Here is a 26,252-nt window from a genome sequence, read left to right as displayed (position 1 = left end):
TCAATAGTGATTTATTGCTCAAAACGGATCTTCATCCCGTACACATCTTCAAACATTTCGCTTTTGGCTGCTACCGATTTCTTCTCAAGCACCAAATTTTCCGCTCCATGCACAACGATACTCAATTCATCACCCTCGTGGTGAAACTCTACCTGTTCCGCCTGGCGAATTCTGCCCCGGGCTAACGCATCGGCCACACGCAAGATCGCAGCCAATTTGTTAATGATCACGCGGGACTCACGCGGTAACGCCATGTATTCCAGGTGGGAAACTTTTGGTGCGCTTCTCCTGTGATACCGGGCCACGTGGGCTACCAGTTGCGTCTCCGCTCGTGTCAGCCCAAAAATCTCGGAATGCGCAATGATGTAATAACTGTGCTTATGATGAGCACTCAGATTGATGTATCCGCCCACCTCATGAAGTATTGCCGCCACTCGCAACAGAAGCCGCTCCCGGCTCCCTAACCCGTGATCGGCGCTGAGGGTGTCGAACAATCGAGCCGCAATATCGGCAGTGATCTGAGCATGTTCCAAGTCCGCACCGTAACGCTGGGCCATTGCCAGAGCCGCATGAATGATCCCCTCCTGGAGTGCAGTATCTTCTTTGCCCGTAGTCTGCCGGGCAAGTTCCAGCAGAAGCCCATCCCGCATCGATACCTGGGAGACGATAACATGGGGAGCGGATGTGTGGCAAAGCAGTTCCCAGTAGGTCAAAAGGGCAGGGAGGAGTGTCTCCGCCTCGGTAAGGGGAAGATTGTACTGCCGGGCCAGCTCTTCTGGTCTGTGACGCTGACAGCGCCGAATCAGTTTCTGAAATTGTTCCTTTTCAACAATGAACAGTTTCTCTGAGCGGCTCGGATATCCGGCCACCCGGGCAGCAAATCGAACGTCTCCTCCTACCGCGACAAACGTATTGCACGCTGCCAGGGGAAGTGTGCGCTTTGCCATCGCGACCTGGATGCGAATGTGCTGTTCCAGAACTTGGGCGGCACGTTCGGGCGGCTCGGATTGCAGCCCCAGGGTCTCCACCAGCCGCACAGATCCCAGACGCCACCCCACGGAATTGACGATCTCACCCTCTTCAAGAATCGTCAGAATGGTGCTTCCGCCCCCTACATCTACGATCAATGTTTTGCCCTGATTGACCTCGGGAAAGGCTTCGACGGCTTCCCGTACCGCTGCCACGGTCAGCCGGCCTTCTTCCGCAATGCTGATGATTTCCACCGAAAGTTTGCATGCCAGAAAGATCCGGTCAAGCACATTGTCGGCATTGGCAGCATCGCGAAGAGAACTGGTGGCCACCGCCTTTACTTTTTCCACCCCGTAGGTCTCCATGATCTTCTGATAATTGCGGAGTATTTCCACAGCCGAGCGCATACACTGGGCCCCAATTCGGCCGCGGGAAAATGTGTCTTTGCCCAACCGAATCGGACGTTGGACCCGCTCCAGAACGTCAATTTGCCCATCTTCGAACACCTGGGCGATGACCATACGAATAGCGTTCGTGCCGATGTCGATAACGGCTACCGGGTGTGCCAAACCAGTCGTTCCCTTGCTTTTCTCAGATGGTATCATTGACTTACGCGGTGACGTGCAGATGAAAATTGAAACTAGCCTACCGCCGGCTTATGTATCTTCTGCCCATCTCCCCGTGGCGAATCGTAAACTCATCATTTTCCGTGAGAAAACCTCGCATTGGAACAAATGTCGAACTGCAGAATTCATTCTGCCGAACCGGTCAGTAATCGGTAACGTGTTCAATCACATACGCTGCCCATCTCCCCCGTCGGAGGCGGGTACTGCCGCTGCTTCTTCCAGTTCACAGGAGTCACCGAGAAACTGTGATTGTTCGAGCGACCGCCACAGCTTCTGCAATTTCTCCTGAGAACAAAAATTTCTGAGGCGATCGAACACCTGTGTTCGAGTTTGCCGGTAATACTCTTCCAGCGCAGTCAAACCCGGCAACAACCGTTGCGGATTGAGCCATCGCGGCCTGAGCCGCTTTCCCGATTCAATCCTTTTGATGGCCTTGCCCAACCGCATCGACCACACGTCGTAATCGTGAATTTCTCCCGCCCATTCTTGAATCTGCTTTAAAGCTTCCACGGCAACTTCTGCAAGGCTCCCCAAAACCGGCAAAACAGCCTCCAGCGAATAGCGAAGTTTTTTTGCTTTGATCCGGAAAACATGGTGACCATCCTGGTCGGCTGGGTCATTCAGCGCTGCCGACGCCCTTTGCAGCGCCTGCAAACGCCGGTGAAGTATCGAAATCTGGGATGCCATTTGTGTGGCATGCCGATCCCCATCCTTGGTTGATTCAGTGTCATCGGCCGCCGCGGTGACCGAACGCCTCCACCGGCGCATATCGCTCAATGTACCCAATTGCAGAAACTTTCGCACGGCTCGTCGCACCTTGGGCTGGAGCCGGGCTCGCTCGCGCTCCAGGTGGGCCAACCAGTAGCTCACGCCGGGAATCAACTGCACATCGTCAATCCGGGCAATGCGTTCCCAGGTGGCCTGGATCTCCACGTCGAGATCGCGGGCTTCACCCAGTTTCTTCGCGAGCGGACGAATGCTCCGCCGCCACCGTCGGACCCGTCTTTTCCCCAGGATGTCCTTGAACATGCGGAAACCAGCGCGCAACCGGCGACACGCCACCCGCACCTGATGGATGGCTTCCACATCTGTGCCATCCGCGGCAACTCGCAGCGACCGGGAAAGACGGCGAGCGTGTCGGCCAAGGTACTGTGCCGTGAGGGGAACTAAACTGGGCTGGGGCTGAGTCGCCATTGTCATTTGACACCGGCAGAGCAGGGTCACTTCACTTTCGGAGAAACTTGGCAACCTCGTCAATCGAAATGTGTCATGATGCCACAAGTATAGGCCATACTGTAATTACCATCGGTTTCCGAAAGCCTCGGAGTCTTGGTTCTGGTCTCCTCCCAGTTCAGACGAATCTCCCGAGCGAATGTTAATGGCCCCCTAAATGGCATTCTTGGAAGCATCTGCCGAGTTCATTGGGACCGCAATTCCCCCAAGCGGTCTTGCCACAGAATGGAGAATTTTCATAACAACCGTCACAGCCCTTTCCTTATATCCCGAACCTCATCCCAGAAGAAAACCCCGGAGATCCCGAATACACAAACCTTCTTTAGCAACAAACCCCTCGCCATAGGCACATCCCCCAAACCATCCGAGGGACGCCGCAATTGCTTTGAGCTGTTCTAGGAATGAAATAGGTTCGGTCGGCCTACCCACGATAACTTGGCTCTCATAACAACGGACCACGTCCAATTTTTGATCTATCACATCAGAAATGTCAACAATGAAACTCGGCGTGAACGGTTTCCGAAGATGCGTGCAAAAGTAGTAATATAGTCGCGGTGGATAATATGGATCGCCTGGCAGATCTGTTTTGGTCAGCTTTGCCCAAAATCGCGCGGCCTCCGCAATTTCTGTCACAGCCCAATGGTCGGGGTGGGCATCTTCCCAGTAGGGACAAAACACTACCTTTGGGCGTCCCAGCCGGAAGACGCCAGCTAAGCGTGCGCGTGCCTCCAATGTCGGTTGAATGGAACGGTTGGGCAGCCCCAAATTGGTTCGCCATGCCAGTCGAAGAAGCGCACTGGCCCGAGCCGTTTCCCGAGCGCGGACCTCGGGACTTCCGTAGGGCGTCGGCTCACCGTCACTCATATCGACAACGCCCACCGTTATTCCCTGATCCACCATTTTGAGAATGGTGCCTCCCATTCCAAGCTCTGCGTCGTCTGGATGTGGAGCCACCACAATCACATCCACATCGGTCACTTCCTCAGGCTTTATCTGAAACCTTGGTACCGCTTGCTCAACCATAATCGCTCTCGGAACAAGATCTGGAAAATGTTAGAATGGACAGACTCTAAACCGGAGTCGTTGTGAACACGGCAAGGTGTTATGCCTGCTCACAGATTGCAACGCAGGAACGAATGAATAAGACGTTGTTTGTACATAGTTCCAAATCCTCCAGTACCCCGTCCCTCGCACCCGTGGAAATCGGTGTATTTCTTCTCGCTCTCGCACCGCTCTGTCTTGCTATTGATCTCACCGCCGCGGAGTGTGCCCGCGCCAATTTCTTCCCAAAATGGCTGGTCAAAGCAGCAAACTTGAGTGAGTTTTTCGCTCATGGCTTTGGGATTATAGTCATTGCGATCCTTATTGCCACGCTTGACGCCTGTCGAAAGCATTCAATCTACGTAGGATGCGCATCACTTCTGGCGGGTCTATCTGGTGATCTCATGAAACTTGTCATATTCCGAGTCCGCCCCCGAGAATTTGATTTCGCCGGTTCCGTGTGGACCACCTTTCACGACTGGCTCCCAGTTTTCACCCTTCATCCTGAAAAACTCAGCGGCTCTTTTCCGTCGTCGCACGCTGCTACAGCCGCAGGTTTGGCCTTTGCTTTGACCACCGTATATCCAAATGGAAGGATAATCTTTGCCGTACTAGCATGCCTGGCCTGCTTGCAGCGGGTTCTTGCGGGGGCCCACTTCCCGAGCGACGTCGTTTTTGGTGCTGGCCTTGGTTGGTGTGTGGCGTGGTTGCTGAGTCGATTTGTGTTTCCAGTCCGATGGTGGGGTCCGAGCCAGGAACAGCGTACGCCTCCATCGGAAACTGCGTGATTTCCTGGATAAGTCCTCATGCCTCATGCAGCGTGATTTGGATTGAGGGCGAATGAGGAGGCACGTCCAGGCTAATTTTTGCATAAAACCCAGATGAACCGTGCCCACAATTGACGATTTGCGTGCTTCCTTCAGTGGCGATACCCCGTCCTTCGTGAACATGACCACAAACGACAACCGCCGGTTGATTGCGCTGAATGAATTGCCTAAGTGCCACGCTGCCGACATGGCAACCCCAATAAACGCGGTCCACGGCACAGTTGCGGGGTGGCACGTGGGCGAGCGTGATCCGGCATGAGGCACTGTTAAGCTGAATCCAACCCTGCTCCAGCATATTCTGAAGCTCATCTTCGGTGAACTGATACATACCGGGCCGCCAAACCGGTATTCCTGGGAGACCGTGCACGCCCACCCCGTTTATAACGGTGCCGCGAGCCGCCAGATTCACCCCCAGCTCATCCAATCGCTGCACGACCTCTTTGGTGTCACAATTACCGGCCACGGCGTAAACAATCGGCGTTTTCTCGCGACATCGCTCGATGAGGGGTTCCACATCACGACCGGAGCCGAAATGTGTCAAATCGCCCCCAAGCAAAATCACGTCGCAGGGTCCCGACCGATCCAAAATTCGATCTAAGGCACGTCGATTGCCATGAAGGTCAGAGATTGCCAGGATCACCATATGATGACTTGAAATTGCAAATCAAAATGGAGACTCTACCTAACCTCCTAGGATTCGGATTTTGCTATTGGCTCGCACTATCGCGGGCAAGCGGCCCAAAACGTGACCGTTTTTTATCTTAGGCCATGGAACGGGGAAGACAACAGCGGTGCCACAGCGTTCCACCGGCCACCAACGGCGTCTTCAGGGTGTCAACTTATGCTCGCGGAAGCAGAAGTCAATGTCATTCTCATAGGCTCTTGGTCGAGTAACTCTCAGGCGAATTCGCTTTGAGGGGTTGGCCATTTATCCTGGTCGCCGGGTTCATTGGTTCAACCTTTCACTCCATGTTTCCATCACACCTTTCGGGAGACCCCGCTTGCGAGAAGGGCAGGGGGGTGTCATCATAAAACCCTCCGGGTTTGGACTTTTTCCGCGAGGTACGCAGCAATGAGGATTTCTCGCATCGATCTTTATTTTCTGGCCGTTCCGTTCAATTCCCCGCTTCGCTTTGAAACCGTTCCATATTCGCCAAACTCCCAGGAATGGCGCGAGCTGCAAACGGTTTTGGTGTGTCTGTGGAGCAGCGACATATGTGGCTGGGGAGAGGCTGCACCGGGCAACGGACCTTTTTGGACTGTGGAGTGGTCAGCCGGTGCCTATCGTGTTCTCCGCGACTGGATTGCCCCACTGATTTTGGGCAAAGAGTTTAATTCAAGTTCCGAATTGGCTGACGCCCTTGCGGTAATCCGCGGACACCGTGCCGCCAAAGCAGCGCTGGATATTGCTTTTTGGGATCTGAAAAGCCGTATCGAGGGGCAACCCCTGTATGCCGCTCTCGGCGGAACGAACAGGGAACTACCGCTCGGCACCATTCTCGATCGGCCAAACTGCCCCGATCTGGAACGTTTCGTTCAAGCCGTCGCAGACGCGTTCCAGAGGGGGTTCAGCCGAGTCGGCATTAAGATTCGACCGGGACTAGACTTACAACTTCTCAACGTCCTTCGTCACGAGTTTCCCGTAGCGGATCTTCACGGCGATCTGGAAGGGGCACTGAGCCTTAATCAAATGGATATCATTTACCGATTCGACGATTTTAACCTCCGCATGCTGGAACAGCCACTCTCGGCGGATGACCTCGTTGGACATGCCATGGTGCAGGAGGCCCTTCGAACACCGATTTGTCTGGACGAATCGATCACGACTCCTGCACAAGCCGATATGGCACTCGAACTCCACAGTGCGAAGTATTTCAATCTTAATCCTGTCCGAGTGGGGGGGCTCACACCAGCGCTGGCGATCCACCAGGCGGCGCACGAGCATTGCGTTCCGTGTTACCTTGGCATGTATCCGCAAACAGCTATCGGAACTCGCGCCGCGCTGGCCCTCGGTACGTTATCCAATTTTTGTTATCCAGCCGATTTCTGGGGGCCGGATCTCCTGGCGGAAGATCTTAGTGAGCCACTCACGTTGGAAAGAGACCCCGAAGACGGTAAGATTCGAGCGAAACTTTGGGCCAATCCCGGGCTTGGCACAACCCCGGAGCCGCAGCAATTGCGGAAATGGATCCTGGAGGAAGCCCACTTCGATTAATTCTTGGGGTTCGCCTTACACTAAAATGCCGCAACGGGCATTACAAACACCAGCCGAGTATGCGTTAAACGATTGACGGACTAACGGAAGGAAAAAGCGATGATCCATGTCCTCGCCCAAATTGTTGTAAAACCTGGTCAAAGAGAAAAAGTTCTCGAGGAATTTCTGAAGATCGTTGACCAGGTGCGTACCGAACCCGGGTGCCTGGAATACGGCGCGGCCGTGGAAATTCCGAGCGGCATCCCCGTTCAGGTTCCCATTCGGGATAATGTCATCCACGTGATTGAGAAGTGGGAATCATTGGAGGCCCTCCGGCAGCACCTCCAGGCCACCCCGCTCCAAACTTTCCTCCAACAGGCAGGACCTTCCATCGAACAAATTGTCGCCAGCGTGCTGAAACCCGTTGAATCGCCCGTTCAATAGGGATCGGAGTTTTACTACAAGAATACTCGCTGGCCAAGAGGCGCATGTTCTTTCAGATCCGCCGGTTGGGTAGAAATGTCTTTGGGGAAAGCTGCTGATATCCCCGGTCAGCGCGAAAATCCCCGCGCCTGGGCAGAGCGATGCGAGCTCAGCCCACGCATTATTGTCCTCACGCCTGATTCGTAAGCACACACAGGCCGTTGAACACGCAACCTGTTTCGCTCCCTGAGGCGTCAGCCGACGGGTTCCAGGCGCACGTACGTATCGTAAAAGCTGACGCTCCCTCCCACGGGGTCAAGCATGCAGGTGTTCTTCAAAGCTGGATCGACCCACATTACGGCGTTCGCATGAAATCCGGCTTTTCGACGGGCTTCGCCTCGAACGATGTGGCCGTCAATTTCGATATCCGAGGAACCCGTCGCCCAATGTCCAAAGCCGAGGGCGAAACTGACTATGCCCGGCCGGATAGTTTCCGTGGCGTGGAGTTTGGCGATCACCGTACGGCGCGTGCCATTTTTGAAATCCCATTCGCCCTGAGGATTTGTGGCACTTACAATGCGCACCTGCTGGCCGCTCTTCAATCCCAGCCTAGTAAGGTCGCGCGGGTTTATTAATAACACATTCTCAGGCAATAACGGAGTCAACCAGGGGTCCGCAATTGTACGGCTTTTCGTCTGACTGATGACACGATGTGTGATTAGGTGAAATTCATAATCTTTTCGCAACTCGGCAGGCTCTCGCCCAAGATAATCCCTGACCGGAATGTATCGTGCAAATCCGGGATGTGGTTCACCGGTGCCAGAGTGAATAGTGGTAGCCGTTTTTTCCTGGTAGATGTTTAACAAGCCTTTGAAGGCGTGTGTATGATGAGTATCGTTGAATGCTTTTTCGAATGCTTCAAAACGACCGCCGCGATTCAACACATAGACCACTTTTCGCCACAGCTTGTCGCCTACAATGCGTCTCCAGCGCGCGGGGTCAAACACCGATTGAGGCAAATGCCGTCGGGCTTTGAGAAAGATCTCAACTTCTCGGTCTGCTGCGTCGGGAACAGCCATCGAACCATCGGGCTGATCACCCCACGCCAAATTAGCAACCGCCCGAAGATAAAAGTCATCGGGATGGTTTAAATCGAGCGGTTCTCCTTTCTTGTCTGAGCCTAGACCTCCTGGTCCAAACCCCGGTAGCTTCAGGTACTCCGCGATTCCAAAAATCATTGCCTCAAACGAAAGAGGCACTTTCTGTCCGAAAACGCTGCACTCTTCAGGAATCGGAGCGATGACCGGTTGTCTGATAGGTTGGACCTTGTGAGGAATATTCGGATGACTTCCATGGAATTCCCACCTTTCCAGGAATGACAGATCCGGGAAGATGTAATCCGCGTACATCGACGCACTACCCACGATAATATCGTTCGCAATAAACAGGGGTAGTTTCTCGACGTCCGCAAGGATTGCTATATTGGTGTGTCCCGCCGGAAGAGCATAGGGGGGCGCTCCCATATAGAAAAACAATGCCTTTACAGGATAGGGATACTTATCACCAATGGAGGGAATGATCTCTTCGTATACATCAGAGGAGAGTGGATACCATGGTCTTTTCGCCGGATAGCCTTCAAAAATGGTCGATTTTTCATATGGAATCTCATGACGAATGCAGCTTATACCAAAGGCTACGGGTTTACCGGGATGCTGCGTCAGATCAAAAGCTCCTTTTTTGTAATCGTACGTCGCGGCCCTGAGCATCCCACCTTTGGCCCCGATATTTCCCAGGAGCATGTTTACTGTCATCCAGGCAAACACATTGTAGAAGCCGTTGGTATGCTGTGCGGCTCCCCGGTGGATGTCCACCGCACTTTTACGTCCGTGAGATGTCAACTCTCGGGCCACGGCAGCCACATCCTTTGGGGGCACGCCGCATATTTCGCACCACTCTTCAAAACTCCGCGAAAAAGCCTCCTCCTTCAAAATTTGTAGCGCCGATTTGGCTGGCGTACCATCGGGAAGTTTTGTATCGACGAACAAATCGCCGAATACAGCCTCCTGATTGTCATTAGGATCAACCGCTTTAAGTGCACCTTGCGACATCACGACCATGAACTCTTCTTCATACTCAACTTCTTTCTTAGAGGACTCGTCCACGTAGCGTCTCTTCTCCGGAGCACGCAACGGCACTCCATCGACCAGGACATCTGCTGCCCGCACGAACTTTCCGGGTTTTCCGTCCGGACAGGCAACCAACCACGTGGCGTTACTCCACGCCGGATCGCCGATCTGCGCTGCAGCCGCTAAGTTGGCAGCCGAAAGAAATCGCGCGTCATACCTGCCATGCTCGAACATCCACCTTATGACGGCCATGGCCAGCGCCGCATCCGTTCCCGGTTTTATCGGTAGCCATTTCCAGGCTTTACTGGCCAACTTGCTGAACCGGGGATCGACGACGGCGATTTTCACCTCTTTTGTGACGAGGCGTTCCGTTATGCGTACCGCACGATTCGGCGGACCGTAGTTTGCCTCAAATAAATTCGCGCCGACAAACAATACGAACTCCGCGTGGTCCAAATCGGCCTGCCAGTAAAACTTGGCCCCCTGGGAAAACTTTCCTCCCACGTATTGCTCGCTAATGGCTTTGCATGTGAAATAGAGTGATCCTTGACAGACAGTGGTATGCCCATGGGCATTGACCGTGCCCAGAGCCGCAGCAAATCTTTTGTACAAATCACCACGTCCGTCTTTTAATCGTCCCCATGCCAGAACAATCTGATTGTTCTTTGGTCCGAGGTCCGGATGATCCGGATCAATCAAGACGTCGAGATGCTCGCTATATTTCTTTTTAAACTCCTCGACAAGCGCACGTTTTTTATCATGGTCCTTTTCATTCAGAATAGCGTCGACATCCTTTTTCATCTCAGCGGAGAGCTTCGGGTCGCGAAGCGCCACCAGGCTATTCAGGCCTTCTACGTACCTGTTTTCTTCACCCGGCACGTGCTTGAATAAATATCCACCCTCGCAAATTTCTTTGACCGCTTGTTCAAAGCTAATGGTGATCCAGCGATTCTCGCCTCGCTTACCTGCTCGTTTCAGCACCTTACGAAGTCGATAGGGATCGTAGGCCGTCTGCAGGCCGGCCTGTCCCTTCGGACAAATCGAACCGTCCACAAGCACTGCTTCTGTCAGCGGCGTGTCATATGGCAGGTGCGGATGAAGTGTCCATGGATTATAGGGATTACCATCAATTTTAGTCACAACACCGTCAACGATTTTGCATTTAATCCCACAGCCGGTGTTGCATTGCAAACACACGGAATGGATGATATTTTCACCGTTGGTCAGCGGATAAACCGCATCCGGCCGACCCGTATTAAGAACCCGGCTTGGCCGATCATTCTCACCTGCCGTTGCTACCGGCCCCATAATGCCACTACCTAAGAGGGCCCCACCCGCCAAAAATCCTCTTCGTGTTACTTTGCGTTTTGGCGTTACATTATCTTTTCTGTTTTCCATAATGCACCTCGTGAATCATTTTCTTTCGACTGTATGCTCACTATCGATCGCTCAAATGCTCCCTGTCACGCTACCCCGTGAAGGCTCTCTTTGTCCTTTGCGGGTATAAGGGGCAATAACCAATAACCTATGAAGAATAAAGTTATCCCGACAGCTACAACGAAAAACGTCACCTTCCATTCAAAGAAACTCGGCACATAATGGAATACTAACCGAGGGTGAACGTATGCTGATTCCAAACCACGAAGATGTGGCATGATCAACCCCGGAATCACAATGTTCAGACGAACCGTCATAAATGTCACAGCAATGAGTAGTCCTGCCAGTCCCACCGCCGCAGGCCGATCACCGCCAAACACCAAAAGCAGCAGGGGGATGAGCGTTCCCAATCCAAGATGAATAATCCAAAACACCCACCAGAACTCACCAAACAATACTTTGTTCAAAAGGTCCACCTCATGGCCCACCCCATACCACATTGGAATTGAGTATTCCGCCCATTCCAGCACCACGTCGAAAATCAGGAGCCCTAGCACGACCTTCCCTAGGAGCCTGAGCATCTCACGATACTCAGCGTCCCCATTTTTCCAAAATGCTGACACGATAAATGTCATCAAGGCGCCTCCGGAGACGAGAGCACCGGTCAAAAATAGGATTGGCATCAATGGCGTGTGCCAGAACGGGCGTGCCGCCAGCGTACTGAAAAGCGCTCCCACTCCGCCATGGAATGTGATCGCCAGCGGGACACCGGTGATGGCCAAAACCCGAAGATAATGCAGACACCGTTTTTCCTGCTCGGGCGAAAGAGGCCCGCGAGAAAATGCGAGGGCCCGAGCCACGATGCCCTTAATGCCGGCTGCCGATTGCATTCGGGCAAGCTCGGGACGCAAAGAAAACCAGAGCTCCAAAATCATAATGACTGTATAAATGGAGTACAGCCACACTATCCATGCCATTATGGAGATAAAATTTGGATGTAAAAATACGTTATAAAATCGCTCCATGCGTCCAAGGTCGAACCAGATGGAGAGAAGTGCCATGAATAGTGTCACAATCGCGACAAACAGCGACAGCCGCCCAAGATTTTCCAGTTGTTTAAAATCAAAAACATAAATTAGAGACGATAGAAGAAAAGCCCCTGCAGATAGGCCAATGAAATAAATATAGGCCGACACCCACAAGCCCCACACGACATAACTCCCGTAATTGGCTGCATGATGCCCGTACCACAGGCGCTCAGCGATTCCCTGTATTCCGAGTACAGCGAAGATAACCCAGGCAACTATCACCAGAGCCTGGAACACTCGGACTCCGAGAGAACGTACACCTTCGTTTTGCATGGCATCCCTCACTTCCATATTTTGGCAGTATATTGGTACGTGGTCTGATCTTGATCAAATCAAATAGCGCACGCGCGGCTCCGTTCCCAGATGTTCCAAAAGGCGGATCACGTTCGGGGCCGCCATCAACTCGCTGACCAAAGATTCGGGATCATTGGCATCGCCAAAGTAGGTTGCCCTTCCGATACAGGTAGTGACGCACATTGGGAGCTGTCCCACTTCCAAGCGATGTAGGCAAAAGTGGCACTTGCGAGCATTTCCGACAGGCGAACCCTTCGTTCGATCCCACGACTTGGCGTACTCGTTGGAGGGTGTTTTTTCCCAGGGTGCATTCTGTCCAAGGATGGGCAGTTCACTGGTAGTCTCCGTTTCTGCTGCTCCGTCCAGCCAGTATTCGCCCAAATCCCGCGAACGGGCATTGTAGGGACAGGCCGTGATGCAGTAACCGCATCCGATACAACGGTCGTAATTCACGACCACCACGCCGTCCGGGCGTTTCCAGGTGGCATGGACGGGGCAAACAGGCACGCACGGTGGAACATCGCACTGCATGCAGGGCCGTGGGAAAAACCGTATCTGAACATGCGGATATTCGCCGTACTCTTCGGTCACCACAGGACGGTAGACAACGCCCGGCGGCAAATGGTTTTCAGCCACGCAGCCCACGGTGCATGCATGACATCCCACACACTTGCGCGTGTCGATAATCATGACCCATCGACGCTGCTCGACAGGCTTGGCCATGGCTCGGGCCAAATCCCGCTGCATGCGAACGAGGACATCCTCTTCGGGTGATGGGGGAACGCTGGGAAGGACTTCAATATGCCGAACCGTTTCTTCTCCCACCGGATCAGTCGTCCGGTGATCAAGCCGGGCTGTTATCGCGGCTGTCGCTGCGACGGCCGCACCGGCACCGATGATCGCGCCGGCCTCCAGAAACTCACGCCGAGTTGCACCCATCGCTCTTGCTCCTCTCCGATTTCGAAGGACCTAATTTTTGTTTGCGACCTCCCCTACGGGGCTGTGCCGCTCCATCGCGGCCGGACCCGCACCAGGCCAAACGGACCTGATCAATCATCAGGGGGGATGCCGTCAAATCGCCAAGCGTCGTGCTCCGCAGCTTTTCCCGAATGACTTCACGCTCACGCTGCCAGAACTCGTGGAATGGGCAATTCCGTTCACCTTGGCAATCTTGAAAACCTAGCAGACACTGCGGTGGCCACTGCCTCTCCAGCACAGCCGCGATATCCTCTAGGCTGACCTGCTCGGCGGGACGCCGCAGCCTGAAGCCTCCGCGATAGCCCCGGCGAGATTCAACAATGCCGTGCTTTTCCAGCGTATGCAAAACCTTCGACAGATAAGCCCAGGGGATGCCAGTGCATTTGGCGATATCTTTGGCCAAGACGAATGCACCCGGGTTGCGACTCAGACAACCCAGCGCCAGGATCGCGTAACCAGTCGTTTGAGAGAGCGCGAGCATAGCTTTCGGCCTCAGTCCTCCGTCAGTATACTCTTTTCGGATAGCGATGTCAACAATTTTTCTGATATGGACATCTTAAAAGAATTTTTGCCTATACACATTGGCAAAAAACTGACAATGGAACACCCTGTTGGTTTGATCTCCGGCCGCTGAGAAACATGACGAGTGGGCACGGCTCCACGCGGCTTGTTGTATGGTTTTCAGTCACGCGGTCCGCCTGGAACGCTGTCATGTTTCTGTTGGATAGTTCAATTGGGTTCTTCATGAACCTTTTCAGGGGAGAGAATGCGCCTTGACACCCAACAAGAAATTGGAAATGCCCGAAGTCCGCATGACACTTCGGGCATTCGTCGCCATCAGGGTTTAATCGTACGTTCGCGCAGTTGGTCAGCGGTTGCTCCCCGCGCCATCGTTCATCAGAAACCCCCGACGAAACCGGGTTCGTGGCGCCCTATTGTTCCCCTTGCGGCCAGGGGTAATCGGCCCGACCTGCTTCCTTATCGAACCGCCCGGGAGGAAGAGACTTCTGCCAATCGATGCCCTTTTTCATGAGCTCCTGGACAATGTCTGGATGTTCCGACGCCATATTGTTGTACTCCCCGGGATCGCGGGGGATGTCGTACAGCTCGACACGCGAGCCGTCCGGATTAAACAAAAGTTTGTACGGTCCCTCGCGCACGGCAAGGATGGGACTGCGATTCCAAGGATGGTTGAATATTCGAAATCTCCATTCCCAGAAGAGCGTTCCGCTTCTTTGCACATTTTTGTCCCCGCAAAAGGCTCGAGCCATGTTTTCGCCCCGGCAGGTTGCTTTCACCTCTGTGGGCAAGCTCACGCCGGCCAACTCGCACAGCGTGGGGAGAAAATCAACGCCACAAACAACCGTTGTATTGTTTACAAGGCCACCGGGAACCTTAGCGGGCCAGCGTACGATGAACGGCACCCGAATGCCGCCCTCGTACAGGCTTCTTTTTCGACCCCGAAGCGGTCCCGCAGTTCCGTAAGCCGACCATGAGGCGTTTGCGATATCAATATCCTCCGGTCCGTTATCCGAGGAAAATATGACGACTGTATTTCGCGCCAGGCCCAGCTCGTCCAAGGCAGCGAGAAGGCGTCCTATTTGGCGATCCATTTCGGTGACCGTGGCTGCATAGACCATAAACGGGCTTGTGAATCCTTCGGGAACTTGCCGCCGGAATGGAGCCATTTGTTCGGAGGACGGTGCCAGAGGAGCGTGCGGATCGTTCAGCCATAATTGGCAGTAAAAGGGTTTCCCAGAAACATTGCGCAGGGCCGCGATTGTGGCGTCGACAAGCTCCTTGGCAGCAACAGGTCGCTCCTGTACGCTCCAAAGATTTCTTCCCCCCTCCTGACAATCAATCCACCGGGCTACGTCGAAACCATACACTTCCAACCCACCGCCCGCCCCAGGTGGACGCCCCAAGTGCCATTTTCCTACATGGATCGTGGTGTAGCCTGCCGCTTTTAAGAGTCTCGGCAAAGTGGGGAGTTGTGGGTCAAGATAGTTTGGCATACCTCTTGCAGCATTTTGCTCCGGACTCGCCAGATGACCATGAATCCGCAATTCCGCCGGATAGCGCCCTGTCATGAGAGCTGCCCGGCTGGGGGAACACACAGATCCTGCTTGATAGTACTGGGTAAACAAAATGCCCTCCCGTGCCAGCCTGTCCAGGTTGGGAGTCCGAAAATGACGGTTTCCATAACAACTGGGATCACCCCACCCGAGATCGTCCGTCAGTATGAAAAGAAAATTAGGCCGCGAGGTGTCATTTTCCGCCTCGGCAGCCAGGCTGTCGCAGCAGATGCCGAGCATGCCCATGATCGAGGCGAAAGCGAGCAAGCACCACACTATCTTCGCAACACGCATAAGGCACCTCCACTGTTTCCGGACAAGATAACGCGCTTCCACAATGGGCAGACCAAAACTATATATATTCCACAACGTGATGGGCGCACGCGTCTGAGGCAGCGCCTCACGTCTGATCCGTCCTTGAGGCGACCGGGAATGTTCATCCGAACGTTTTCTTTCATTGTGGGCTTCCCAACCCTTCACTTGATGTTGATTGAATTGTTACTCGAACGCTCCGAGTTCGCGACTACCGGGTGCCATGATTGACGCGATCCGAACGATGGACGGCATATGTTACCTACCCTCGCTCGCATTCTGCCAAAAAACTTCCAACCGCCTGATTGTCAGCTTAAAATCGGCTAAGAACCTTTGCACAGGCAACCGGCTTGCCAAGACCAAACATTTTTCAGTCTCGTAGTTTTGTTGCTCATGCAATATTCAAAGGCGACAGGCGCCATGCCGGATGCGCGTTTGTGCTTTCTCAAGTTGAGCCACCGATTCAAAACCCATTGGCGGGTCGGGTTGATCATTGGGCTTTTCGGTGTGGTGGTCGGAACGTTGAGTGTTGTGATTTTCCCGCGGGTGCTGGCTGCCGATGCACGCCGCCGGGCGTCAAACGCTATTCGGCAGGGCCAAGTAACCCTCGCGAAAGAATGGCTCGATCGGGCGGAGAAATTCTCGCCCCATGATGGCCGAGTTTTTCTTCTTCGGGCCACACTCTATCGACGATTGAACCAACCGCAGGCGTTCGGCCAGGCACTGTCCCAGGCCAGGAGTTTGGCCGTCCGTTCCGTGCTCGTCGAACGGGAACAGCGTCTCGCCTTGATCCAGGCAGGTCGTCTAGCGCCCGGCAAGGGAAACGATGTGGGAGACCTCATTTCCCAGGGTTATGATCCAAGCCAGGTGGCAGAGGCTTTCATTTACGGAGCCATCGCCAGAAAGAGTTTCGAGGAGGCGGAGCGAGTTCTGAATGCGTGGCGGGCAGACGCATCAAACGATCCCAACGTGGTCTACATGGAGGGTGTCTATCATCAGCACCGCGGAGATGTTGTCCAAGCAGAGAAGGCTTATCGCAAAGCGCTGTCCCTGGAACCCCGGCATGAGTTGGCTCTCCTTGCGCTGTGCGAATTGCTGGAGCAACAGGACCGCTGGTCTGAGGTTCTTGCAATAAGTCGGCAGTGGTACGAATCGCTGCCCCAGAGTGAGCTTGCCAAATCCTGTTTTGTGCATGGGTTGCGGTCAACTGGTGACTGGTCAACAGCGAGGAACATTCTTCGCTCGGATTTTGGACAGCTTCTCTCTTCGCCAGCGTTGATTCGCGAGATGGCGGAGCTCGAGCTCGAATTGGGTTGTCCCGCGCAAGCCCGACAATGGCTCGCCCATGTTGACTTTGAAAACACTTCTGACCGGAGCCTGCTTCACACCATAGCTCTTGCGGAAGGGCTGGCAGGCAGCGCGCGTGCGGGGCTTCAGCTCATGGAGCGTGCCGATGAGCTCTTTCGCGAGCAATGCCGCCGTAAAGAAGCACAGCTCCGAAGTTCGATGGGCATTACGGAACCAATCGAACAACGAAAAGAAAATCACCGAGAATTCACTTCGGAAGCAAAGACCCTATCCTTAATGGCATCCACAACCTTTCAGAATCGGGTTACAAGAGCTTCGCGAACTCCGGAGACTCTCTATGCCCAATTCTGTGCTGCCTGCCATGGCGAAACGGGAGACGGTAACGGCGTCGCATCGCGGTTTTTGTTTCCGCGCCCGCGCAATCTTCGCCGCGATTTTTTCCGTATCGTAAGCTCGGAGAACGCGATCCCCAGCGTGGAGGACATTGCGGTTGTCATTCGCTACGGAATGCCCGGGACAAGCATGCGGGGCTTCGATGAGCTGTCCCAAGAGGATATTCTCGGTCTTGCAGAATTCATTTTCAAAATGCGTCGGGAAGGGGCCCAGGATCGACTTGTCGAGCAATACCGAAGCATTGGCGAAGAGCTTTCTCCCGACGAACTCAGGTCCGCTGCGGAGATTCAGACAACCCCCGGTCCAAGAGTCGGCATTCCTCCCGCACCCAAATTCTGCGAGGAATTACTGTCTTTTGGGCGAGCCACCTACAGCAGCTTGGGATGCACCAACTGCCACGGCACGGGGGGAGACAATCATTCTGATCTGGCCCTGTGGGATGACTGGGGATTCCCGAATCCGCCGCGGAATCTCCGCCAGGACCCTTTCAAAGGAGGCGAAAGTTTCGCTGAACTCTATTTGCGAATCCGCCTCGGCATGCCCGGCACCGCCCACCCCGCTTGTTTGAGTGCTCCCCCTGACCAGGTGAGTGCCCTCGTCATCTTTTGCCAGAATCTCCGAACGCGGCCCACCCTGCACACGACGAATTATGAGCGGTGGATCCATGCCGAATCACTCGCGTGGTTACCGGCTTACATTTCTGAGAATGGGCAACGGTGAGGTCGCCGTCATAGCGTCGGCTCCGAAACACGCTTACTATTCTCATTTCATTTGATTCCAGTAAACGCGTAGCGGCGCAATGGCGTCAGATGTTCCACCCTCAAGTCCAGAATGCCGACCCGCTACGATGTCAAGATCGCCATCTTCATCCAGATCGGTCAGCAAAAGTACCGGAAACTGCGGCCAGCTTCGGTCGAGTATATGGCATCTAAATACAGGACCGGGTTCCTGCTCAAGAATTAACAGAGACGGAACTTCCATCCGTTGCAATTCCTGAGGACGAACGCTCTTTGGCAGCCACGCGGAGGCCACAATATCGAGGTCGCCATCCCCGTCAACATCGCCTGCCACAGCCCGATATGCACCGGGCCAGTCCAACAGTCGGTGGTAGCGAAAGCCTTCGGGCGAATCGGCGCTTTGGTTCTCCAACCACTGCACGCCGTGAGAAGGATTAGCGTACAGGTTGTCGAAGCTGTCTCCGTTGGTGAATAGAATATCAGTGTCGCCATCTCCGTCGAGATCCACCAGCTCCAGCCCACTGGACCCAAAAGTCAGGTCTGGTGCCCGCCAGATGGGACGGCAGAGAAATCGATTGTCTCCCAGGTTGAGGAACCATTCGACCGCCTCCCACTCATTGCTGATCAGCGCGACAAAGTCGGGCCGACCGTCGGTGTTCAAATCCGTTACGGGGACGTGAATGGTTCCCGGACGACTATCAAGCCGGTGAATAGCAAAATGAAGCGGTCCTCCTTTGGTGCTTTGGTTTTCCAATACCAGAATTCCGCCCGTGCGATAGTGACCGAATTCCGCCACGAGCACGTCCGGATCGCCGTCACTGTCGAAATCGGCAATTCTCACATCGGCCACGCGACCGAGATTCTCAGCAATCGGAATCACTCGAAATTGCGGTCCCTCTTCTTCGGGGCGCAACCAAACAACCTTGCCGTCCCGATGATCCATCGCGAAAAAGCTGCCCAATTCGGCCACCACAAAGCCGAGGCGGCCAGTACGCTCCAGATCGCAAACCTCAACTCGGCAGGGAAATCGAAGCCTGGCCAGGAACCGCGACTCCCTTGACGTTATGTCCAGAGCTGTGATCATGCCGGTCGCCATGTCTGAAACGATCAGCCAAGGCCTGTCGCTACCCGGAAGTTTCTGGTACGCAAGGCCCGAGACTGTCGGAGCCGCGCGTGGGCGACCTTCCCAATCGATGTCTTCCTGACGAAAACGAACACGAAAGGCTCGCCCCAGGTCTTGGGGAACACGAAAAGCCAGTTTTTCTGGGGCCTGCGCACGATAATACGCAATCACTTCCGCCATTGGCGGCGGATTCAGATCGTCCCGTCCAGAACGGACATACTGCTGGTAGCCGATTCGAACTTCTTCGGCCCACCGATCACGGGGAAAGGCCCCTGGTCGCGGAACAGCATGGCAGTCGCCGCAGAACCTCCTGATGTGCTCTTCCACTTCCGCCACATTCACGGGCTGCAAGGACGCCACCGCCCCCGCAATCCGACGGTCGTTCAACGAAGGTTGTCGCCCACAACCTGTCGCCAAACAACAAAGAAGCGTGAGGAATATTTTGATGGATATTCCCCACGCGTTCTGGAATCCCCAGGCGTTCCGCGCCTTTCTCACGAATGACAAAGGTTGGTTTCTATGGCCGAAACGGTTACACTACGGAGCCTGCACGGACTCGCCGCCGTCCTTGCTTCCCAAAGCACCCCACACACCGTACGGGCTGGGCCCTGATTGGACCTCGGGCAACGTCGGATCGCCGGCGTTGATGGTCTCTGAAATAAAGCGAACGGAAGCATCCGCCATCGCCACGTTTACACCGCCCGGGTGATTGCTTGTGGCAGTGATAACGGCATTCCGCTCATCCCATGTGCTGTCGTTGCACGAAGGACTGTTTGGCGGCAGGACAGTGTTGAACCGGGTGTACTGTGGAATACCACTTGCCCACCGTCGCCCTGACCAGCCGGCCGTGCCATAAGTACCGGTTAAATACTCGTTCGGTCGAGCGGGATTTCTGGTCTGGAGACATTCGGCAGGGGCCACAGCGGCGTTCGGATTCATACTGATCACGTTGGTAGCCATACCCTCTTTAATGAGATTCGCATTGCCGCCAAATAGCCTTTCGGAGAACATGACTGTGTTGCTCGTACCGTCGGTGATCGCCGCAAACGGGACCCCCTGACGAAGCCCGAACAAACCGCGGCAAGTTTGAGAGTTGCCATCTCGGGCCCATCCACGGTAAATGGAATCGCCCACTGAGGTCCGGTAATTCGTGCGGCCCTGATCGTTCACACCTTTTTGTCTGATCTTACCGTCAGACGGGCACAAAAGAACGTCAATCTGCGTAGTCCACGGCGGATAAAACCGGGTATTGGCCGGATCACCCGGCGTGTTCGTGGACGGATCGCGCCCCCATGGCGGGAGCACAGTGGTTCCAACAGTCAACGGCCCACTGATTTGTTGGTAGAGCGCCTGCTGTTCATAGAAGGGTAGAAGCATGACCCACGTTGACAAGCGCTCCGTATTGGTGTTCACCGGATCGCCACCCCACATAATGCCCGTTCCAATTTCTCCGGGCGGAAGCATCTTGTGGACATCCGCGTAATTGTGTGCCGCCAAGGCAAGCTGCTTCAAATTGTTGGTGCACTGTGAGCGTCTGGCCGCCTCCCGGGCCGCTTGCACCGCCGGTAACAGTAGCGCGATGAGGATGCCAATATCGGGGCAAGTCTAATTGCCGCCTCAAACTGTGTGATTGCCTCTTGAAACGCCCCCGCCTCGGCAAGCGCTCGCCCGAGATTCAACCGCGCGTTGAGGTTGGTCGGCATTAACTCCACAGCCTTTTGGAAGTGTGCCAAGGCTTCTTTTTTTCGCCCCTGTTTTTCTCTGATAATCCCCAGGTTGGCGTGAGCAAACCAGCAATCAGGATCAAGCTGCAAAGCCTTTTCCAGCTTCGGGATGGCCTCTTCCCACCGCCCCTGATCCATCAGAATGACTGCAATGCTTACATGTGCCTCGAGGTAATCGGGCTGTTTCTGAAGTGCCAGTTCGAACTGTTGCAAAGCCTCATCCAGTCTGCCCTGTTCATACAGTTTGATGCCCCGCATCCCGATCTCGAGATACTCGGTAGCAGGAACGCGAATCGCAACAAATTCTTCATAAGGGCGGTTCACGAATTCCGGGAGATTGACCGCACGGTTAGCGGCCGTGGAATTGGGAATCAAAATCGGCGGGCTATCGTTCCCGTTTTCGTCGATATGCGTGAGAAACATCTGCGTATATGGAGTATTGACTTTGGAAGAAAATACCATCCACCGACCGTTGGGCGAGAAGCTGTGCCAAGAATTCATCAGACTGGTATTGCACCGCATTCGCCGGGCTTCACCACCGCTAGTGGGCACAATCCACAGTTCGCTATCCGGGCGCAAAAGTTGGCCATTCCGACATTTGACGAACACAATCCATTTGCCATCTGGCGATACCTTGGGAAAAGTATTGCTCATTCCATTGTGAGAGGCCCCAGGAATCGGCTCGGGCACTCCGCCCTGGCCGTTTCGAAACGGAATACGGTAAAGGCTGTACTGTATCTGCGGCTCGTTGGGATCGTTCGCTTTCACAGCCGGGCGATAACCCGGCGGATAAGGATCTTTCGCTTCCGCGCGAGCAAAAATGATGGTCTGCCCGTCCGGAGTCCACACTGGATCACAGTGCACATATCGAGGATCATCTGCTCCGGGAAGCGGTTTCATCTCCTTCGTTTCGCGGTCGTAATACCCGAGTATTCCCCGGGTCGGATAAAAAACCTGAAGGAAGCGATAGTCAGTAAAGTTCTGCACATAAACGGACTCGTTCAACGTCGTGATGACGTAACGTCGATCGGGCGACACCTGAAAGAGAAATCCTATTGTTTTCTGTCCCGGTGGTTTACCTTCGAATGAATTCCAAGTGATGATGTCCTTTTGCTCGATGATCGTTTCCTTCTCAATAGGGACAATGGCGTAGGCGCCTTTATCTCCGGCAGGACCGTCCACGTCCATGCCGAGGGTCTTACCATCTTTGGAAAATGAATGGCAATTCGCGCAGGTGAGCAGTCCGGTCAAAACCAATCGGCTTTCCGGCTGGGAAATGTCACGCAATCTCCAGGCAATCAGCGGCAGAAAAGCCTCACTCAACGGCTTGATGACACCGCGTTCCGTTTGTGAGGGAGCCAGGGGAACATCGCGGTAAAAAATCGGAGCCCCTACAGGATCTCTGGATGTGACACATAATACGGCACCTGAAGAAAGGGCTCGGGTCGGAGCGTCACTGGAAAATCCAATAATCAGCAATCGATACGGCGCTTCTACAGAACGTTGTTTGACTTTCTCCCAGAGTTGTCTATGCACTGTCCAAGCTTTTGCCGTCCGCTGGTAAGGTGTACCCCTGTAGACCTCATTTGTCTCTGTCAGACATCGAGGATCAATTTCACCTTCTGGAGGCGAGTCGCCGGGTACCAACGCGCCCAACCAGGATTCACCGTCGTTCAGAACGAACGCCACCAACCAAGCATCCGCTCCCGGTGTTTCATCATGCCAAAGAAGTGTGGGCGGCACGATTTCCGGGGGGAAGATGGAACCATCAAGAGGATAGTCAATGGTTAACCGCTTGCAGTCCGCACGATGCGCGCTTGCTTGAAGCTGCGCGGCAATCGCTGTCCAAGCCGTGTCAAGGGACGGAGTATCCGGATCGGCCGAAGCTAATCTACCCACGAGAATTTCCCGTACGGTTTGAGAAAACATCAACTGAGAACGACCAGATATGGTGGCCCCATCTCTTCCATCATCGTTGGACTTTTCGCCTGTGGTGTTGCCAGCCGGTGCCTTGGATTCCAGCGTATTGAGAGCCTGACCCCCGTGGTGGGAACAGCCCAACCACAAAACCGTACAACACCAGAGAGGAAGGAATAGCTTTCTAAACATATTCACGGTATCCTGCCTACTTTACGCAGGTCGGAATGGACGCTCCCACACTTTCAGCCGCGAGCCTTTCATTTTGGGTAACCTCGGGGGGCTCAAAAGATTCTATGGAAGGCTATCGGAAAAGAGCAAGCAAAGCATTCCATTCAGCGATTCCGGCTCTTGCGAAGATCTTCCTCGCCCAGTTTTGGACCGTTATCCTGTGGCATGCCGGCATGCCATGCGAGCAGCTTTTCACGCAACGTTGAAACCACCTCGCCGTGCCTCTCGGCTAGATTCGTGGTCTCTCCGGGATCAGCCTCCAGGTCATAAAGTTCGGGACGGGAACCATCATACTCACACAGGAGTTTCCACTTACCCTCACGGATCGCCAAATCGGGATGTGGGCCGGTGCCGGCAAAAAATTTCCGATCTGGCGGCCTACGCCAGAACAGGGGGGACTTTCGAGAAACCGCTTGCTTCCCGAGAAGAGCAGGGGAGACATCCTCGCCATCAAAAGAGACTCCCTGCGGTACTGCCATCCCGGCGATCGACAGCAAAGATGGGACCAAATCGATGGCCGAGAAAACAGACGTTCTGTTCCAGGTGCCGGCCGCGTCCTTCGCGACCAGACCAGGCCCCCAAACGATCAAGGGTGACCGAATACCCCCTTCGTACAGCGTGGCCTTACTCCCACGGAAAGGACCGCTGCTTCCGGCATCGACGTCCGAACCGTTGTCTGAGCAGACAAGTATGAGCGTATTATTTGTTAGTTTGGGATTATTCCTGACAAATTGGAACAGAGGCCCAAGTTGCCGGTCCATCTCTTCCAGGACGGACTTGTACAGTTGGCGCCGGCTTCCGTCACCCCACTTGTCTACCGGTGGCCAGAATGGAGAATGGACATCGTCCGGCCAGATATTCACATAAAATGGCTTGTTTGCCCGAATCGCCCTCCGTATGAACGCCATGGCGGCGTTGACGTAGCCACTGGTGATTTGAGAACGGGGCATCCACACGACAGGTCCTCCCAAAATCTCGGCATCTGCCCAAATCCTGCCGTAGTCCCTGTCACCGGGACGAAGAGTGAGAGGAAGCAGCTTGGGACCCATCCCCTCAAAGTTCGTCAGTGATTCATCGAAACCATAAGCAGAGATCGGTGGCGCATCATCGACGTCCCGCTGCCCGCCGAGATGCCATTTTCCAAAATGCCCGGTGGCGTAGCCGTGCTCCCTGAGGATCCGCGCCAGCGTCGGCGCTGATGGATCCAGCCAATCGGCCACTCCGCGGCGAGCATTGTCGGCCCGATTGTTCAAATAGGATGTGATCCGCCATCGCGTGGGAAACTGGCCAGTGGTGATCGCGCACCGCGAGGGCGAACAAATCGGCGAGTTGACATAAAACTGATAGAAACGAAGCCCTTCGGCGGCCAAAGCGTCCACGTTGGGCGTTTTTGCTTCTGTGTTCCCAAAACAGGAGAAATCGCCCCAGCCCAGATCGTCAATAAACACGAGAATGATATTGGGGCGAATGGATTGTTCTTCCGCACCCCGAGCCCATGGTCCAACGGCAATTACTCCAGCGAAAATGAAGAGCATCCATCGTGGCATGGCGCGTGGCCTCCCTTGCTCGGTTCCGAGAATCGGTAAACTGGAAACCGTTTCGTTTGTTCAGAACAACGCGAGTTTCACCGCGCAAACAACCCGGCAATTACGTACAGTTGCGCAAGAACAAATCCAATTTTCCATTTTGCAACATTCTCCCATAATGTTACCTGTGCCTACAATTTGGCCGTGATTCTAAGTTACAAGGAACCCATATTTTTTCACACGACTTGCTATTCGGCCCAACAGATATACATAATAGCCAGCGGCTGCCGATCCGCCATGTCTTTATTGCCGAGGTCGCGAGGAAACGTAACCGTGCCACAGCACCAACGTTCTGCCCAGCGATCGACCGGCTTCATTTGGTCGATTGCACTGCTACCAAGTGCCATTTGCTGCCTGGTATCTCCGCCTGTGTCAGGTGTGCATGCGGAGCAAGCCGACTTGCCTATCGCCTCTCAGGTCATCCGCGTGGCGCCGCCCCTTCCTCCGCCAAAGGATCCAGTGATCCGCGTGCAGTCCGTGGAGGAACTTTTTCGGGCTGTGGAGTGCGCAAAAGAAGGAACAACCGTCGTTCTCACTCCCGGCCGGTATACGCTTCCCCGCCGGTTGGAAATTCACACCGACAGTTTAACACTTCGCTGTGCAACCGGTCGGCGACAGGAGGTTATCCTCGACGGCGGGCCGCACCAACTCGGGGAGCTTCTCGCTGTCCATGGTTGTTCGGACGTCCTTATCGCCGATCTTACGATTGAAAATGTTCGGTGGAACGGCATTAAGCTGGACACCGACTCGGGGGTCCATCGGGTTACCATCTACAACTGCATTCTGCACAACATCTGGCAACGCGCGATCAAGGGCGTCCGCGTTCCACCGACTGTAACCCGCCCAGCAGGATCCCGAGTGATGTATTGTCTGTTCTATAACGATCGTCCCAAAAGTTACGCGGACGATCCTGCAGACACTCCCGAGAATTTTAAGGGTAACTATATTGGCGGTATTGATATTATGTTCGCAGCCAAGTGGACTATATCGGACAATGTTTTTTACAATATTCAAGGTCGGACACGAGAGGGGCGCGGGGCCATATTCTTATGGCATGACAGCCGCGACTGCGTCGTGGAGCGGAACGTCATCGTCAATTGCGATGTGGGCATTGCTCTCGGCAATTCGTACAAGCCGTCAGACGTGCCCGTGCATGCGACGAATATTATTGTGAGAAACAATCTTATTGTTAAATGCCAAGAATCCGATATCGTCGCCGACTATACACGCGATTGTGTAATTGCAAATAATACGGTCTTTGATCCCGACAACCGCCTTGGAAGGCTTATTAGATTGGTTCATGATAACACAGGCATCGTTGTGGCCAATAACCTTGTGGTGGGAAGTCCCATACGAAATGAATCTACCAGCGCGATTCGTTCTGTACAGAATCTTGTCCTGCCACCCAACCTAGATGTATTTGTGGATTTCCACCATGGTGATCTGCACCTCAAAACGCGTCACCCAGCGGTCTGCGACATGGGTACCTTGCTACCTCAGGTGACAGACGACTTCGACCGGCAACCGCGAGATAGGCGTCCGGACATCGGAGCCGATGAATGGATTGAACAATATCCGTTTCGAAAAAGCAATTGAAGGAGTATAGTTGCTATACTCGCTTGATTACCCTAGCAATTGAAAGATGTTTACCCATGAACACATGTTTGGTT

The 26,252-nt window shown here is 54.2% G+C and carries 18 protein-coding genes; 5 read left to right on the top strand and 13 right to left on the bottom strand.

The window, feature by feature from the left end:
* Window positions 1-11: 11 nt before the first annotated feature.
* The 3 genes from ABJK56_RS12515 to bshB1 all read right to left on the bottom strand — a co-directional run bounded on the left by ABJK56_RS12515 (window position 12) and on the right by bshB1 (window position 3,851).
* Window positions 12-1,538: a Ppx/GppA phosphatase family protein gene (locus tag ABJK56_RS12515; RefSeq protein WP_347245003.1), complete on the bottom strand. Its 1,527-nt coding sequence runs from the start codon at window positions 1,536-1,538 to the stop codon at window positions 12-14.
* A gap of 222 nt (window positions 1,539-1,760) precedes the next feature.
* The gene (locus ABJK56_RS12510) at window positions 1,761-2,789 is read right to left on the bottom strand and encodes a CHAD domain-containing protein (protein ID WP_347245002.1); all 1,029 of its coding nucleotides are present in this window, start codon (window positions 2,787-2,789) and stop codon (window positions 1,761-1,763) included.
* 315 nt (window positions 2,790-3,104) lie between these two features.
* Window positions 3,105-3,851 (bottom strand): bacillithiol biosynthesis deacetylase BshB1, encoded by a 747-nt coding sequence (gene bshB1 / locus ABJK56_RS12505; RefSeq protein WP_347245001.1) that lies wholly within the window; start codon window positions 3,849-3,851, stop codon window positions 3,105-3,107.
* A 113-nt stretch (window positions 3,852-3,964) separates the two neighbouring features.
* Here bshB1 and ABJK56_RS12500 point away from each other — a divergent pair, with 113 nt between their 5' ends.
* Entirely contained in the window at window positions 3,965-4,657 is a 693-nt protein-coding gene (locus ABJK56_RS12500; RefSeq protein ID WP_347245000.1) for a phosphatase PAP2 family protein, read from the top strand.
* A gap of 16 nt (window positions 4,658-4,673) precedes the next feature.
* Here ABJK56_RS12500 and ABJK56_RS12495 read toward each other — a convergent pair whose 3' ends face one another.
* Window positions 4,674-5,339 (bottom strand): metallophosphoesterase, encoded by a 666-nt coding sequence (locus tag ABJK56_RS12495; RefSeq protein ID WP_347244999.1) that lies wholly within the window; start codon window positions 5,337-5,339, stop codon window positions 4,674-4,676.
* A gap of 429 nt (window positions 5,340-5,768) precedes the next feature.
* Between ABJK56_RS12495 and ABJK56_RS12490 the strand changes: the two genes are divergently transcribed.
* Both ABJK56_RS12490 and ABJK56_RS12485 read left to right on the top strand, forming a co-directional pair.
* Complete coding sequence (locus tag ABJK56_RS12490; RefSeq protein ID WP_347244998.1) at window positions 5,769-6,911, top strand: enolase C-terminal domain-like protein; 1,143 nt, start codon at window positions 5,769-5,771, stop codon at window positions 6,909-6,911.
* Window positions 6,912-7,010: 99 nt separating this feature from the next.
* Window positions 7,011-7,334 (top strand): putative quinol monooxygenase, encoded by a 324-nt coding sequence (locus ABJK56_RS12485; protein ID WP_347244997.1) that lies wholly within the window; start codon window positions 7,011-7,013, stop codon window positions 7,332-7,334.
* Window positions 7,335-7,567: 233 nt separating this feature from the next.
* Here the strand turns inward: ABJK56_RS12485 and ABJK56_RS12480 are convergent, their stop codons facing one another.
* The 5 genes from ABJK56_RS12480 to ABJK56_RS12460 all read right to left on the bottom strand — a co-directional run bounded on the left by ABJK56_RS12480 (window position 7,568) and on the right by ABJK56_RS12460 (window position 15,545).
* Window positions 7,568-10,837: a molybdopterin-dependent oxidoreductase gene (locus tag ABJK56_RS12480; protein WP_347244996.1), complete on the bottom strand. Its 3,270-nt coding sequence runs from the start codon at window positions 10,835-10,837 to the stop codon at window positions 7,568-7,570.
* A gap of 65 nt (window positions 10,838-10,902) precedes the next feature.
* Entirely contained in the window at window positions 10,903-12,177 is a 1,275-nt protein-coding gene (gene nrfD / locus ABJK56_RS12475) for an NrfD/PsrC family molybdoenzyme membrane anchor subunit (RefSeq protein WP_347244995.1), read from the bottom strand.
* Window positions 12,178-12,231: 54 nt separating this feature from the next.
* Window positions 12,232-13,137, bottom strand: coding sequence for a 4Fe-4S dicluster domain-containing protein (locus ABJK56_RS12470; RefSeq protein ID WP_347244994.1), 906 nt, complete (start codon window positions 13,135-13,137; stop codon window positions 12,232-12,234).
* Window positions 13,118-13,657: an Rrf2 family transcriptional regulator gene (locus ABJK56_RS12465; protein ID WP_347244993.1), complete on the bottom strand. Its 540-nt coding sequence runs from the start codon at window positions 13,655-13,657 to the stop codon at window positions 13,118-13,120. Before ABJK56_RS12465 ends, ABJK56_RS12470 begins: the two co-directional genes overlap by 20 nt.
* Before the next feature lie 451 nt (window positions 13,658-14,108).
* Window positions 14,109-15,545, bottom strand: coding sequence for a sulfatase-like hydrolase/transferase (locus ABJK56_RS12460; protein ID WP_347244992.1), 1,437 nt, complete (start codon window positions 15,543-15,545; stop codon window positions 14,109-14,111).
* A 438-nt stretch (window positions 15,546-15,983) separates the two neighbouring features.
* Between ABJK56_RS12460 and ABJK56_RS12455 the strand changes: the two genes are divergently transcribed.
* Window positions 15,984-17,984 (top strand): c-type cytochrome, encoded by a 2,001-nt coding sequence (locus ABJK56_RS12455; RefSeq protein ID WP_347244991.1) that lies wholly within the window; start codon window positions 15,984-15,986, stop codon window positions 17,982-17,984.
* Window positions 17,985-18,026: 42 nt separating this feature from the next.
* Here ABJK56_RS12455 and ABJK56_RS12450 read toward each other — a convergent pair whose 3' ends face one another.
* The 4 genes from ABJK56_RS12450 to ABJK56_RS12435 all read right to left on the bottom strand — a co-directional run bounded on the left by ABJK56_RS12450 (window position 18,027) and on the right by ABJK56_RS12435 (window position 24,531).
* Complete coding sequence (locus ABJK56_RS12450) at window positions 18,027-19,511, bottom strand: VCBS repeat-containing protein (RefSeq protein ID WP_347244990.1); 1,485 nt, start codon at window positions 19,509-19,511, stop codon at window positions 18,027-18,029.
* Window positions 19,512-19,661: 150 nt separating this feature from the next.
* Entirely contained in the window at window positions 19,662-20,621 is a 960-nt protein-coding gene (locus ABJK56_RS12445; protein ID WP_347244989.1) for a DUF1559 domain-containing protein, read from the bottom strand.
* An 11-nt stretch (window positions 20,622-20,632) separates the two neighbouring features.
* The gene (locus tag ABJK56_RS12440; protein ID WP_347244988.1) at window positions 20,633-22,957 is read right to left on the bottom strand and encodes a tetratricopeptide repeat protein; all 2,325 of its coding nucleotides are present in this window, start codon (window positions 22,955-22,957) and stop codon (window positions 20,633-20,635) included.
* A gap of 143 nt (window positions 22,958-23,100) precedes the next feature.
* Window positions 23,101-24,531 carry a sulfatase-like hydrolase/transferase gene (locus ABJK56_RS12435; RefSeq protein WP_347245055.1) on the bottom strand — a complete coding sequence of 477 codons (1,431 nt, stop codon included), beginning with the start codon at window positions 24,529-24,531 and terminating at the stop codon, window positions 23,101-23,103.
* A gap of 324 nt (window positions 24,532-24,855) precedes the next feature.
* On the opposite strand from ABJK56_RS12435, the gene ABJK56_RS12430 reads away from it, so the two are divergent.
* Complete coding sequence (locus ABJK56_RS12430) at window positions 24,856-26,178, top strand: right-handed parallel beta-helix repeat-containing protein (RefSeq protein ID WP_347244987.1); 1,323 nt, start codon at window positions 24,856-24,858, stop codon at window positions 26,176-26,178.
* Window positions 26,179-26,252: the final 74 nt, after the last annotated feature.

Source organism: Thermogutta sp., from assembly GCF_039793925.1.
Lineage (GTDB): Bacteria > Planctomycetota > Planctomycetia > Pirellulales > Thermoguttaceae > Thermogutta.
The sequence above is the reverse complement of the archived record's forward strand: the minus strand, read 5'-3'. Positions and strand labels throughout refer to the sequence as shown.

What these genes read in the sequence shown, in the direction of transcription:
- ABJK56_RS12510 (WP_347245002.1), bottom strand. Translation starts at nt 2,789, where the DNA reads ATGGCGACTCAGCCCCAGCCCAGTTTAGTTCCCCTCACGGCACAGTAC.
- bshB1 (WP_347245001.1), bottom strand. Translation starts at nt 3,851, where the DNA reads ATGGTTGAGCAAGCGGTACCAAGGTTTCAGATAAAGCCTGAGGAAGTG.
- ABJK56_RS12500 (WP_347245000.1), top strand. Translation starts at nt 3,965, where the DNA reads ATGAATAAGACGTTGTTTGTACATAGTTCCAAATCCTCCAGTACCCCG.
- ABJK56_RS12495 (WP_347244999.1), bottom strand. Translation starts at nt 5,339, where the DNA reads ATGGTGATCCTGGCAATCTCTGACCTTCATGGCAATCGACGTGCCTTA.
- ABJK56_RS12490 (WP_347244998.1), top strand. Translation starts at nt 5,769, where the DNA reads ATGAGGATTTCTCGCATCGATCTTTATTTTCTGGCCGTTCCGTTCAAT.
- ABJK56_RS12485 (WP_347244997.1), top strand. Translation starts at nt 7,011, where the DNA reads ATGATCCATGTCCTCGCCCAAATTGTTGTAAAACCTGGTCAAAGAGAA.
- ABJK56_RS12480 (WP_347244996.1), bottom strand. Translation starts at nt 10,837, where the DNA reads ATGGAAAACAGAAAAGATAATGTAACGCCAAAACGCAAAGTAACACGA.
- nrfD (WP_347244995.1), bottom strand. Translation starts at nt 12,177, where the DNA reads ATGCAAAACGAAGGTGTACGTTCTCTCGGAGTCCGAGTGTTCCAGGCT.
- ABJK56_RS12470 (WP_347244994.1), bottom strand. Translation starts at nt 13,137, where the DNA reads ATGGGTGCAACTCGGCGTGAGTTTCTGGAGGCCGGCGCGATCATCGGT.
- ABJK56_RS12465 (WP_347244993.1), bottom strand. Translation starts at nt 13,657, where the DNA reads ATGCTCGCGCTCTCTCAAACGACTGGTTACGCGATCCTGGCGCTGGGT.
- ABJK56_RS12460 (WP_347244992.1), bottom strand. Translation starts at nt 15,545, where the DNA reads ATGCGTGTTGCGAAGATAGTGTGGTGCTTGCTCGCTTTCGCCTCGATC.
- ABJK56_RS12455 (WP_347244991.1), top strand. Translation starts at nt 15,984, where the DNA reads ATGCCGGATGCGCGTTTGTGCTTTCTCAAGTTGAGCCACCGATTCAAA.
- ABJK56_RS12440 (WP_347244988.1), bottom strand. Translation starts at nt 22,957, where the DNA reads ATGTTTAGAAAGCTATTCCTTCCTCTCTGGTGTTGTACGGTTTTGTGG.
- ABJK56_RS12435 (WP_347245055.1), bottom strand. Translation starts at nt 24,531, where the DNA reads ATGCTCTTCATTTTCGCTGGAGTAATTGCCGTTGGACCATGGGCTCGG.